The sequence below is a fragment of the Streptomyces sp. CA-210063 genome, assembly GCF_024612015.1.
Classification (GTDB): Bacteria; Actinomycetota; Actinomycetes; order Streptomycetales; family Streptomycetaceae; genus Streptomyces.
This window is the reverse complement of the sequence record NZ_CP102512.1, coordinates 10197448-10210437: the sequence shown is the minus strand read 5'-3', so window position 1 is coordinate 10210437 and position 12990 is coordinate 10197448. Positions and strand designations below refer to the sequence as shown.

Genomic DNA, 12990 nt, shown 5'->3' with positions numbered 1-12990 from the left:
AATCGGGCACGCATGGCGTGAAGTGGCTCAACTTCGGCCCCTGGGGCGCGAGTCAATCAGAGGGAAGATCGATCACATGTATCGATCACACGTATGGATTACGCACATACGCACAGACATGCTCAACCGTCCCTTCCCTCAATGACGTTGGGAGGCTCCATGCGCACCCGTCTGAGACAGCTCGTGGTCTCGGCCGTGGCCCTGTTCACCGCCTCGGCCGTACTGCCGTCGGCCACCGCCGCCGATGGTGACCGGGCCAGTGGGCAACGCCCGTCCCACGGTGGTCTGTCCGCCGTGATCCGCTACACCGAGTACGGCATTCCGCACATCGTCGCGAAGGACCACGCAGGTATCGGCTTCGGCGAGGGCTGGGCGCAGGCCGCCGACCAGGTCTGTGTCCTCGCCGACGGCTTCGTGACGCTGCGCGGCGAACGCTCCCGCTGGTTCGGCGCCGACGGCACCACCGACGGTTCGCTCTCCGGAGGACGCAGCAACCTCAGCAGCGACCTGTACTTCCGTGGCGTCCGAGAGACCCGCACCGTGGAGAAGGCGCTCACCCAGCCCGCTCCCGAGGGCCCGAGCCGCGAGGTCCGGGACATGATGCGCGGCTGGGCGGCGGGCTACAACGCCTGGCTGAAGCAGAACGAGATCACCGACCCCGCCTGCGAGGGCGCCTCCTGGGTCCAGCCGGTCACCGAAGTCGATGTGGCCGCCCGTGGCCTCGCCATCGCCGGGATCTCCGGTGAGGGTCGCCTCGTGGACGCGATCACGACCGCGCAGCCGCCGGCCGGGGCGGTCACCGGCTCCGGTTCTCCCGCCTCGCGCGCGCCCAGTGCGAAGGCCGTCGCCGGAGCGGCGGACGACGTGTGGGGCACCGGAGACATGGGCTCGAACGCGGTCGCCTTCCGCGGCGACACCACGGCGAACGGGCGAGGTCTGCTGCTCGGCAACCCGCACTACCCGTGGCAGGGCGGGCGCCGCTTCTGGCAGTCGCAGCAGACGATCCCCGGCGAACTCAACGTCTCCGGGGGCTCCCTGCTCGGCATGCCCACGATCTCCATCGGCTTCAACGCCGACGTGGCGTGGAGCCACACCGTCTCCACCGGCATCCCGGCCAACTTCCACGAACTGACCCTGGATCCGGCCGACCCGACGACGTACCTGGTGGACGGCGAGCCGGAGAGGATGACGAAGCGGACCGTGACCGTCGCGGTCAAGGACGGCGCCCCGGTGACCCGCACCCAGTGGTGGACCCGCTACGGCCCGGTCGTCAACGCGATCAACTCACAGACCCCGCTGCCGTGGACCTCCACGACGGCGTACGCCCTCAACGATCCCAACGCCGCGAACCTGCGCTTCCCCGACACCTCCCTCGGCTTCGGCAAGGCGCGGAGCACGGACGACGTCCTCGGCTCCCTCGCCAAGCATCAGGGGCTTCCCTGGGTGAACACCGTCGCCGCCGACCGCGCGGGGCACACCCTCTTCACCCAGTCGCAGGTGCTGCCCCGTATCACCGACGACCTGGTGGAGCGCTGCTCGACGGCGTTCGGCAGGACCACGTACCCGGTGTCGGGGGTCGCGGTCCTCGACGGCTCGCGCGGCGACTGCGCCCTCGGCCGTGACGAGGACGCCGTGCAGTCGGGGATCTTCGGCCCCTCCCGGATGCCGACGCTTCGGAACACCCCGTATGTGGAGAACTCGAACGACTCCGCGTGGCTGGCCAACGCCGATCGGCCGATCACCGGCTACGAGCGGATCTTCGGCCCGGTCGGCACCCAGGCCGGGCTGCGTACCCGGGGCGCGATCGAGGACGTGGCGGCGATGGCCGAGAAGGGCGGTCTGACCGTACGGGACCTGCAGCGGCAACAGCTCGCGAACCGCGTGCCGGCCGGTGATCTCGCGGCTGCGGACGTGGCGAAGGCGTGTGCCGCGCTGCCCGGCGGCACGGCGACGGGCAGCGACGGCAAGGCCGTCGACGTCTCCGAGGCCTGCGGGGTGATCGAGGCCTGGGACCGCACCATGGACACCGGCAGCCGGGGTGCGCTCCTGTTCGACCGGTTCTGGCGGAAGCTGCCGGCCTCGCCCCAGCTGTGGAAGGTGCCGTTCTCGGCGGCCGACCCGGTCCGTACACCCCGCACGTTCAACCCGGACGTACCCGGCTTCGCCACGGCCCTCGCCGACACGGTGACGGAACTGCGGGCCGCGGGCATCCCGCTGGACGCGAAGCTCGGCGACCACCAGTTCGTGGTCCGCGGCGGCGAGCGCATTCCGATACCGGGCGGCGCGGGGCGACTCGGGGTGTGGAACGTGATCGAGCCGACGTGGAACGCGACGAGCGGCGGCTACAAGGAGGTGCCGTTCGGCTCCAGCCACATCCAGGCGGTCGGCTGGGACGGCGGCCGCTGCCCGGTGGCCCGCACTCTGCTGACGTACTCGCAGTCCTCCAACCCGAACTCGCCGCACCATCTCGACCAGACGCGGCTGTTCTCGGCGGAGAAGTGGGTGACATCGCGGTTCTGTGAGAAGGACATCCTGTCCTCGCCGAAACTGAAGGTGGTCCGCGTCGGCGAGTGAGCGAAGGGGGTGGTGCCGTCCCGCTCGGGGCGGCACCATGCCCTTGGCATAACCCGTTCCTCATGAGGAGGCCGCCCGGTGGCGCAGGACTCGTTACGTCCGGAGACGGATGCGATCGCCAAGATCGACACCACGGTGCCGCACTCGGCCCGTATCTGGAACTACTGGCTGGGCGGCAAGGACAACTACCCGGTCGACCACGCGGCGGGCGACGCCTTCCGCGCCGTGTTCCCCGGTATCACCGATCTCGCCCGCGACTCTCGGGCCTTCCTCGGCCGGGCGGTGACCTACCTCGCGGGTGAAGCGGGGGTACGCCAGTTCCTCGACATCGGTACCGGTCTGCCGACGGCGGACAACACGCACGAGATCGCGCAGCGGGTGGCCCCGGACGCGCGGGTCGTCTACGTGGACAACGACCCGCTGGTCCTGACCCATGCGCGGGCGCTGCTCACCAGCACCGCCCAGGGGGCGACCGACTACATCGACGCCGATCTGCACGACCCCGAGGCCGTGCTGCGCGAGGCGGCCAGGACGCTGGACCTCTCCCAGCCGGTCGCGCTGACGCTGATGCAGGTCAGCGGGCACATCGCCGACTACACCGAGGCGCGTGCCATCGTCGGCACCCTGATGGCCGCCCTGCCGCCCGGGAGCTGGTTCGCGTTCAACGACAGCGTCGACACGAACGAGGCGAACGCCGAGGCCACGCGTCTCTACAACGAGAGCGGCGCGGTCCCCTACCACCTGCGCGGCCCGGCCGAACTCGCCGGTTTCTTCGAGGGCTTGGAGCTGTTGGCGCCGGGAGTGGTGCCGCTGAACGACTGGCGGCCGGACCCGGCGGCGTCCGGCGGCGGCTCCGGCGAGGTGATCGCGGTGGGCGGAGTCGCGCGCAAGCCATGACGCTCGCGCGCGACGGAGACCCGTAGGCCACGTGTGCGTGCGACGGCATCCTCAGAGGGTCTTCTCCCGGCCCTCCCAGTACGGCTCCCGCAACCGCCGTTTGTAGAGCTTGCCGTTCGGGTCGCGGGGCATCGCCTCGGTGAAGTCGACGCTCTTCGGGCGCTTGTACCCGGCGAGTTGTCGGGCGCAGTGGGCGAGGATCTCCTCGGCGAGCACCGGCCCCGGCGTGAACCCGGGGGCGGGTTCGACGACGGCCTTGACCTGCTCGCCCCAGTCGTCGTGCGGGATGCCGAAGGCGGCGGCGTCGGCGACGGCGGGGTGGGTGAGGAGGGCGGCCTCGATCTCGGCGGGGTAGATGTTGACCCCGCCGGAGATGATGAGGTCGATCTTGCGGTCGCGGAGGAAGAGATAGCCGTCCTCGTCGATGAGGCCGAGGTCGCCGACGGTGAAGAAGTCGCCGATGCGGTTCTTCCGCGTCTTGCCCTCGTCCTTGTGGTAGGAGAAGCCGCCGGTGCTCATCTTCATGTAGACGGTGCCGAGTTCGCCGGATGGCAGCCGGTTCCCGTCGTCGTCGAAGACCGCGAGTTCACTGATGGGCCAGGCCTTGCCGACGGTGCCGGGCTTCTTCAGCCAGTCCTCGGCGGTGGCGAAGGCGCCGCCGCCCTCGCTGGCCGCGTAGTACTCCTCGACGCATTCGCCCCACCACTCGATCATGGCCCGTTTCACATGGTCCGGGCAGGGCGCGGCCCCGTGGATGGCGTGCCGCATGGACGACACGTCGTAGCGGGCGCGCACCTCCTCGGGGAGGGCGAGGAGCCGGTGGAACTGGGTGGGGACCATATGGGTGTGGGTGCAGTCGTGGGCGTCGATGACGCGGAGCATCTCCTCGGGCGTCCACTTGTCCATGAGGACGAGGCGGTGCCCGATGTGCAGGGACGCGCCCGCGAACTGCAGGACGGCCGTGTGGTAGAGCGGTGAGCACACCAGGTGCACGTTGTCGTCGAACGGCCTGATGCCGAAGATGCCGAGGAAGCCGCCGAGGTAGGACTCCTCGGGGAGCTTGCCGGGCAGCGGTCGGCGGATGCCCCGGGGGCGGCCGGTGGTGCCCGAGGTGTAGTTCATGACCCAGCCCAGGGTGCGGTCCGCGGGCGCCGACTCGGGCTGTCCGTCGAGGAGTTCGGCGTACGGGCGGAAGCCCGCGACCGTACCGACCGCGTACCGGTGGCTCTCGGGGAGCTTCGCCTCGTCGGCGGCGTTGCGTGCGGCGTCGGTGAAGCGTTCGTGGGCGATGAGCACCTTGGCGCCGGAGTCGGAGACGATCCAGGCGATCTCGGGGCCCACGAGGTGGTGGTTGACGGGGACGAGGTAGAAACCGGCCTGGGTGGCGGCGAGGTAGGCGGTGAAGAACTCGACGCCGTTGGGCAGGACGACCGCGAAGGCGTCACCGCGTTCGAGTCCGGCCGCGCGCAGGCCGTGCACCAGCCGGTTGGCCGCGGCGTGCAGGCGCCCGGCGGTCCATTCCGCCCCGTCCGGAGCGATGAGCACCGTGCGGTCGGGGTCGGCGGTGGCCTGGGCCCAGAAGCCCTGGGGGGCTTGGCCTTGGGGGGCTTGACCTTGGGGGGCTTGACCTCGGCGGGCTTGGCTCACGGTCCCTCGCTCCTTCCGGCGATCCGGTTGAGGTGGTCCACGGCCTTCTCGAAGCCGCGGGTCAGGTCGTCGAAGACGGCCTGGACGCTGCGTTCGCTGTTCATCCGGCCGACGATCTGCCCGACCGGAGTGCCGAGCAGCGGCTCCACCTCGTACTTCTGGATCCGCGAGACCGCCTCGGCGACGAGCAGGCCCTGCAGCGGCATGGGGAGGGCGCCGGGGCCGGCCGGGTCGTCCCACGCGTCGGTCCACTCGGTACGGAGCTGGCGTGCGGGTTTGCCGGTGAGGGCGCGGGAGCGGACGGTGTCGCCGGAGCCTGCGGCGAGCAGCTTCTCGATCAGCCGAGGTGAGGGCAGTTCGGCCTCGGTGGTGGTCAGCCAGAGCGAACCGAGCCAGACGCCCTGGGCACCGAGCGCGAGGGCGGCGGCCACCTGCTGTCCGCTGCCGATGCCGCCGGCGGCGAGGACGGGCAACGGGGCGACGGCGTCGACGACTTCGGGCGTGAGCACCATGGAGGCGATCTCGCCGGTGTGCCCGCCGGCCTCGTAGCCCTGGGCGACGACGATGTCGATGCCCGCGTCGGCGTGCTTGCGGGCGTGCCGGGCGCTGCCGGCGAGCGCGGCGACGAGGACGTCCTGTTCGTGGGCGCGGTCGATGACGTCGGCCGGTGGCGAGCCGAGCGCGTTGGCGAGCAGCTTGATCGGGTAGTCGAAGGCGACGTCCAGCTGGTTGCGGGCGACCTGTTCCATCCAGCCGGTGATGCGCCAGCCGGAGGCCTCCCCCTCGGCGAGCTCGGGCACGCCGTACTTGGCCAGGGTCTCCTGCACGAACTGGCGGTGCCCCTCCGGGATCATCGCCTCGACGTCGGCCTCCGTCACGCCCTCGACCTTCTTGGCCGGCATGACGACGTCCAGGCCGTACGGCTTGCCGTCGACGTGGGCCTCGATCCAGTCGAGGTCGCGCTTGAGGTCGTCGGGGGCCGTGTAGCGGACCGCGCCGAGCACCCCGAAACCGCCGGCCCGGCTGATGGCCGCGGCGACGGCGGGGAACGGCGTGAAGCCGAAGACGGCGTACTGGACTCCGAGTTTGTTGCTCAGCTCCGTCTGCATGGTGCGCAGAATGCCTCAGTCCTCCGGACGAGGGAAGGGATTTTCTGATGCTCCGTCAGATTTCGTTGAGGTCGATCGCCCAACGGGGAGGGCTGATCGGCTGGTTGGCGGCTGCGGGTTTCATGTGGCTGGTCGCGCGGTTCCCCGCGCCCCTGGGTAGCGGATGCTTGACTTGGGTCACCAGTGGCACGAGGTGGAGGTGTCTCCGTGACCGAAGGTGCGAAGGATTCCCCGGCCGGGATGAGTCGTCGGCAGCTTGGCAGACGGGTGTTGGCGGTCGGTGGCGGTCTTGCCGTCCTGCCCTTCCCCAGCGGGCCGGCCGCCGCGTCCTCCACCGGCGGTGACCACCCGACCCTCCGGCGCGGTTCCCCCGAGCGGGCCGGGCTCATCCCCGAACACCTCGACCGCCTCGTCGCCGATGCCGAGGCGTTTCTCGGGCCCTCACCCGAGCACCCGTGGTACGCGGGGGCCGTGCTGCTTGCCGGGCGGGGTGGGACGGTCGCGTTGCATCGGCCGATCGGGATGGCGGTGCGGTACTCGGCGTATGACGAGGAGACGGACACGGGGGTGGAGTTCCCGGCGGGTCAGCGGATTCCGATGGCCGAGGACACCGTCTTCGATCTCGCCTCGGTGTCGAAGCTGTTCACGTCGATCCTCGCGGTGCAGCAGATCGAGCGGGGTGCGCTGGAGCTGGAGGGGAAGGTCGCCTCGTATCTGCCGGAGTTCGGCGCGGCGGGCAAGCAGGACATCACCGTGCGCCAACTCCTCACGCACACCTCGGGGTTCCGTGCCTGGATCCCGCTCTACAAGGAGCCCACGTACGAGGGGAAGCTCGCGCTCATCTGGAACGAGGCGCCGCTGAAGGGGCACTGACTACGACAGCGCGCCGATCCCGTACTCCTCCAGGACCGCCATCGCCGCGTTGTGCCCGGGGACTCCGCTCACCCCGCCGCCGCGCACCGCGCCCGCGCCGCAGAGGAGGACGTTGGCGTGGCGGGTCTCGACGCCCCAACGGCCGACGCCTTCCTGGGCGTGCGGCCAGGCCAGGTCGCCGTGGAAGATGTTGCCGCCGGGGAGGCCGAGGTCGCGTTCGAGGTCGAGGGGGGTCCTGGCCTCGATGCAGGGGCGGCCGTCGGCGTCGATGGCCAGGCAGTCGGCGAGAGGCTCGGCGAGGTGGGTGTCCAGCTGGGCGAGGGTCGACTTGAGGAGTTCCTCGCGTACGGCGTCGTTGTCGGCCTCGAACAGCCGCGCGGGCGTGTGCAGGCCGAACAGGGTGAGCGTCTGGTAGCCCTGGTCGACCAGGTCCGGGCCGAGGATGGTCGGGTCGGTGAGGGAGTGGCAGTAGATCTCGGAGGGCGGCGCCTCGGGCAGCGCGCCGGACGCGGCCTGTGCGTAGGCGGCGGCCAGTTGGCCGTATCCCTCGGCGATGTGGAAGGTCCCGGAGAAGGCCTCGCGTGGGTCGACGGACTCGTCGCGGAGCCTCGGGAGCCGCTTGAGCAGCATGTTCACCTTGAGCTGCGCGCCCTCGGCGGGGTCGGGCGGGTCGTCGCCGGTCAGGGCGGCCAGTTCCCGCGGTGAGGCGTTCACGAGTACGTGCCGTGCGGCGACGGTGCCTTCCGTGTCGGCCGTCCGGTAGGTGATCTCGGCGGAGCGTCCGTCCGTCGCGATCCGCCGTGCCTCGTGCCCCGTGGCGATCACGGCGCCGGCCGCGCGCGCGGCCGTGGCCAGTGCGTCGGTGAGGGCTCCCATGCCGCCGACGGGCACGTCCCAGGCGCCCGTGCCACCGCCGATCACGTGGTAGAGGAAGCAGCGGTTCTGGCGGAGGGAGGGGTCGTGGGCGTCCGCGAAGGTACCGATGAGCGCGTCGGTGAGGACGACACCTCGGACGAGGTCGTCGGTGAACGTCGACTCGACGGCCGCGCCGATCGGTTCCTCGAAGAGGATCCGCCACGCCTCCTCGTCGTCGATCCGGTGGCGCAGTTCGTCCCGGGTGGGCAGGGGCTCGATGAGCGTCGGGAACACCCGTTCGGCGACACGGCCCGTCATCCCGTAGAAGCGCTGCCAGGCCTCGTACTCGCGGCCCGAACCGGTCAGCCGTGCGAACGCTTCACGGGTACGGCGTTCGCCGCCGCCGACGAGGAGTCCGGTGGGCTGACCGTCGCGTTCGACCGGTGTGTACGAGGAGATCGTGCGGCCACGGACACGGAAGTCGAGGTCGAGATCCCGCACGACCTTCTTCGGCAGCAGGCTGACCAGGTAGGAGTACCGGGACAGCCGGGCGTCGACCCCGGTGAAGGGCCGGGTGGACACGGCGGCGCCGCCGGTGTGGTCCAGCCGTTCCAGCACGAGCACGGAGCGCCCGGCGCGGGCGAGGTAGGCGGCGGCGACCAGGCCGTTGTGGCCGCCGCCGACGATCACGGCGTCGTACGAGTCGCGCGGTCGGGGGCGGGTCGGGCGTCCGGGCTGTGTGGCGGGTGCGGGGGTGGCAGGCATGGCTCTTCGTAACACGCGATGATCGAGGTCGGCCAGGGGTGTGTGTCAGGTGGATCAACGCGGCCGGGCGGCGCGGCCGGGGCTCGGCATCTCCAGCCGGCCGGCCTCGGGGAGCGCCGTCCGTCAGGCGCCGAGCGTCGGTCGACCGAGGTCGGCCGCCTGCCGCCTGCTGTCGGCCGCTCGCGCCGATCGCCGGCCGCCGGTCACCTGCCGTCGGCCGCCGGTCGCCCGCGCGGGATTGCCGATCGTCGGCTCAGTGGCCGCCGGTCGCCCGCTGTTGCCGTAACGCCGCCACTCTGCGGTAGAGCTCCACCGCCTCCTGGCCGCGGCCGAGCTGTTCCAGGCAGTGTGCCTCGTCGTTGCGGCTGGCCAGGGCGTCCGGGTGGTCGGCGCCGAGGACGCGTTCGCGGGCGTCGGCCACGAGGCGGTACTCGGTGAGGGCGTCGGCCCAGCGGCCGAGCCAGCCGAGGCCGACGGCGACCTCGCGGCGGCTGACGAGGGTGTCGGGGTGGTCCGGGCCGAGGACGCGCTCGCGCAGGGCGCACACGTCGCGGGACTCGGCGAGGGCCTCCTCCCAGCGGCTGAGCCGGCCCAGGTTGACGCCGAGGCCGTGGCGGGCGCGGAGGGTCTCGGTGTGGGCGGGGCCACAGACGCGGGTGCGGTCCTCGACCAGGGCCCGGTAGAGGGTCAGCGCGTCGGTGGAGCGGCCGAGCCGGCCGAGGCTGATGCCGACCTCGTAGCGGGCGGCGAGGGTGTCGGGGTGGTCGGGGCCGAGGGCCTGCGCGCGGGACTCCGCTACCTCCTGGTATGTCTGCAGCGCCTCCGGCCAGCGGCCCAACTGGCCCAGGGCGTACGCGACTTCGTAGCGCGTGACGAGGGTGTCGGGGTGGTTCGCGCCGAGCACGCGCGCCCGGGCCTCGGCGACTTCGCTCGCCATGCGGTACGAGTCCTCCAGGCGGCCGAGCCTGCTGAGGTTGAAGGCGAGGTTGTGGCGGCAGCGCAGGGTGTCGGGATGCTCGGGTCCCGCGATGCGTTCGCGGGCGGCGAGGACCGACATGTACGCCTGGTGGGCCTCGAAGTGGCGGCCCAACTGACCGAGCACGTAGGCCATTTCCTGCCGGGCGGCGAGGGTGTCGGCGTGCTCGGTGCCGAGCAGGTGCTCTCGGACGCGGGCGACGTGGGCGAATTCGCGCAGCGCGTCGGCGGGGCGGCCGGTGCGGCTGAGGGTGAAGCCGACCTCGTAGCGGCTGGCCAGGGTGTCGGGGTGGTCGGGTCCGAGGGCGTGCTCGCGTTCGGCGGCGACCGCGCGGTGCACCTCGCCGGCCTCCGTCCAGCGGCCGAGCCGGCCCAGGCTCAGGCCCGCGTTGTGCCGCCCGGCGAGGGTCGTGAGCAACTCCGGTGACGGGGTGGGCCGTTCGGGACGTACGGGTTCCTCGACACGGCCGGCCGCGGGGCGGGCGATCCACTCCCCGGTGAGCCCGGCGGAGGCGTCCGGCGGGGTGAGGCCCAGTCCGGTTCCGGTGGCCTTGTGGCCGGTGGTCATGCCACGGGTCCAGGAGGGCAGCCGGGGTTCGCGCGAGGGTGGCTGCTCGGGGCGTGTCCGGGGCCTGGGCGCACTGGGAGCGGCTTGGGGTGCCACGGGGGGAGAGACGACGGTCGGCACATGGATGGGGGCCGGTGTCGGGGCGGTGGTCCTCCGCCCTTCGCCGATCCTGCGGCCCAACTCGCGGGCGTCGTGCGGTCGTTCGGCGGGTTCCTTGGCCAGCAGGTCCAGGATGATCCGGTCGAGGTACTCGGGCACCTCGTCGCGGTGACTGCGCGGCGGTCGGGGCGCGGTGTCGCGGTGGCCCATGAGGACCGCCCAGGCGTCGTCGAGGTCGAACGGCGGTACGCCGGTGGCGATCTCGTAGAGCACGCAGCCGAACGAGTACAGGTCGCTGCGCTGGTCGACCTGGTCGCCGCTGATCTGTTCCGGCGACATGTAGTGCGGGGTGCCCATCGCGATGCCGGTGCCGGTGAGCCGGGAGGTGAAGGTGACGTCGCGGCCGAGGCGCGCTATGCCGAAGTCGCAGATCTTCACCGTGCCGTCGGTGAGCAGCATGATGTTCGCGGGCTTCAGGTCGCGGTGCACGATGCCCTGCTGATGGGTGTAGGCGAGGGCGGCGGCCACCTGCTCGGCGATCTCGACGACGGCGGGGACGGGCAGCGGATGGTGTTTGTTGTCCTCCAGGAGTTGGCTGAGGTTGCGGCCCTCCAATAACTCCATGACGAGGAACAGCACCCCGTCGGACTCGCCGAAGTCGTGCACGACGGTCACCCCCCGGTGCTGGAGGCCTGCCGCGACGCGCGCCTCCCGCCGGAAGCGTTCCCGCAGGACTCGGGTGAAGGACTGGTCGGGCTGGGTGTTGATGGGCTTCAGGCACTTGACCGCGACCTGCCGGCCCAGCGACTCGTCTCTCGCGCGCCAGACCTCGCCCATCCCCCCGCGCCCGATCAGATCGAGCAGCCGGTACCGGCCCTGGATCAGCCTGGTGTCCGCCATCGCCAACGATCGCCCCCGTATCCGTACGGACCCGCCCTCCCCTGGCCCGTCCAGTATGGCGACCTATCTGCCGACTTTGTACGGTGCCGGGCGGGAGCCGGGGCCGAGCCGTGACATGGCGCGCAGGATGTGTTTGGGCGGGAGTTGCCAGCGCAGACGTGCGGGAACACAGCGCAGGAGGGTGCCGGTGAGCCGTAGGCGGCGGGTGACCACGGCCGGTGCGGGGCCCGGTCTGCCGTACAACTCGTGGGCGTACGGCGGCAAGGAGGCGTACGCCAGGTTCGCCACGCGCCGCCACAGTGCCTCGCGTGCCGGTACGAGCAACGGGTGGGTGGGCGGCCGGCGCAGGAAGTCGTCCACCTCCCGTGCCTCGGGCCCGGCGGACAGCTCGGGCCGCACCTTCTCGAAGTACGCTGCCAACTCCGCCTGATCTCCTGGCACGTCGGCCGGGTCGAGGCCCACGAGGCGGGCGCTGACCCGGTGTTCGCCGACGTAACGGTCGGCGGCGGTCTCGGTGAGCGGGTAGCCGGAGCGGCGCAGGACATGCAGATAGGAGTCGATCTCGGCGCAGTGCACCCACAGCAGCAGTTCGGGTTCGTCGACGCCGTACCGCTCCCCCGTGTCCGGGTCGACCGCCGAGAGCATGCGGTGGATCCTGCGGACGCGGGCGCCCGCCTTCTCGGCGGCCTCCGTGGTGCCGTACGTCGTCGTGCCCACGAAGTTCGCCGTCCGCATCAGCCGGCCCCAGGCGTCCTTGCGGAAGTCGGAGTTCTGCATGACGCCGCGCACCGCTCGTGGGTGCAGGGCCTGGAGGTAGAGCGCGCGGATCCCGGCGATCCACATCATGGGGTCGCCATGGGCCTGCCACGTCACGGAGGCCGGTCCGAACAGGCCGGGGTCGCCTATGACGGGGTCGCCTATGACGGGGTCACTGGGGGCATCCACACCGCCAGTGTGACCAGGATCGTCAGTTGGCACCAGCCAACGTGCCTGACCTGCACTGATGCCAGGGATACGCCGTCGTCGCGGCGGCTAAGGCAGAGGGCGATGAACACACGAGCGAGCTGGTCCGAGCCGGCTGGATGAGACTGTGGGAAATCGTGCATCTATCGCTGGGTGCCGACGTCCACGAGACCACACGTTTCTTCGCCTGCAGCCTGCTCGGCAACACTCTTACGGCCATCGGGCTTTCCTCCGATGGCCGGGAAGCAGGGGCGTGAAGCCGTGGGCGCTGCCCGGCTGCCGGAGACGGGCATCAACCCGGAAGAGCGCTTCGGTCGCCGGGCCTGCTCGAAGACGGCGGTGCGACAGCGCATGCCTGCCGCATCGAGCAGGGCGGCCACAGTGGGTGCGATGAGCCCGGTCAGGTTGTCGGCGCCGCCGATCCCCGGGCGGGCACTGGCGCCGTCGAAGACCAGGGTCGACTGCCGGGCGAGCAGGTCGGGATCGCTCGCCCCACCGTTCGGCCTCGGCACGGTCCTCGGCCGCCGAGCAGCGCCAGGCCCGGAAAGAGGCAGCCCGCCGCCACGCCAAGCTCGCGCAAGCATTTCTCGGCAAGGCCGTCGCCCGCCTGCAGACCCTCGACCCGCGTGAGCTGACCCCCTCCGATCTGCTGCGGTACTTCGCCACCGCCGCCGAAATCGAACGCCGAGCCGTCGGCGACGACCTCGTTGGCCTGGAACACGCGGCCACCGACGGCAGCGGCGTGGTGGACGCGGAGGCCCTTAC

General features: G+C 71.4%; 7 protein-coding genes and 2 pseudogenes. 3 read left to right on the top strand and 6 right to left on the bottom strand.

The window, feature by feature from the left end; genetic code table 11:
* The first annotated feature begins 159 nt into the window (after positions 1-159).
* Positions 160-2574, top strand: a complete 2415-nt coding sequence (locus JIX56_RS44465; protein ID WP_257549691.1) for a penicillin acylase family protein — start codon at positions 160-162, stop codon at positions 2572-2574.
* Between the two features lie 78 nt (positions 2575-2652).
* Positions 2653-3471, top strand: a complete 819-nt coding sequence (locus JIX56_RS44460) for an SAM-dependent methyltransferase (protein WP_257549689.1) — start codon at positions 2653-2655, stop codon at positions 3469-3471.
* Between the two features lie 51 nt (positions 3472-3522).
* Here the strand turns inward: JIX56_RS44460 and JIX56_RS44455 are convergent, their stop codons facing one another.
* Together JIX56_RS44455 and JIX56_RS44450 are read right to left on the bottom strand one after the other, a co-directional pair.
* Positions 3523-5118, bottom strand: a complete 1596-nt coding sequence (locus JIX56_RS44455; RefSeq protein WP_306819916.1) for an acyl-CoA synthetase — start codon at positions 5116-5118, stop codon at positions 3523-3525.
* On the bottom strand, positions 5115-6227 hold the full coding sequence (locus JIX56_RS44450; RefSeq protein WP_257549687.1) for an NAD(P)H-dependent flavin oxidoreductase: 1113 nt from the start codon (positions 6225-6227) through the stop codon (positions 5115-5117). The genes JIX56_RS44455 and JIX56_RS44450 overlap by 4 nt, the downstream gene beginning before the upstream one ends.
* Positions 6228-6410: 183 nt before the next feature.
* Here JIX56_RS44450 and JIX56_RS44445 point away from each other — a divergent pair.
* A pseudogene (locus JIX56_RS44445) lies at positions 6411-7088 on the top strand (serine hydrolase domain-containing protein); the annotation flags it as partial.
* A 12-nt stretch (positions 7089-7100) separates the two neighbouring features.
* Here JIX56_RS44445 and JIX56_RS44440 read toward each other — a convergent pair.
* From JIX56_RS44440 to JIX56_RS44425, 4 genes and pseudogenes are all read right to left on the bottom strand, one after another.
* Entirely contained in the window at positions 7101-8720 is a 1620-nt protein-coding gene (locus JIX56_RS44440) for a phytoene desaturase family protein (RefSeq protein ID WP_257549685.1), read from the bottom strand.
* A gap of 253 nt (positions 8721-8973) precedes the next feature.
* On the bottom strand, positions 8974-11262 hold the full coding sequence (locus JIX56_RS44435; RefSeq protein WP_257549683.1) for a serine/threonine-protein kinase: 2289 nt from the start codon (positions 11260-11262) through the stop codon (positions 8974-8976).
* A 63-nt stretch (positions 11263-11325) separates the two neighbouring features.
* Positions 11326-12207: an oxygenase MpaB family protein gene (locus JIX56_RS44430; protein ID WP_257549681.1), complete on the bottom strand. Its 882-nt coding sequence runs from the start codon at positions 12205-12207 to the stop codon at positions 11326-11328.
* Between the two features lie 365 nt (positions 12208-12572).
* Positions 12573-12722, bottom strand: a pseudogene (locus JIX56_RS44425) (TetR/AcrR family transcriptional regulator); the annotation flags it as partial.
* Positions 12723-12990: the final 268 nt, after the last annotated feature.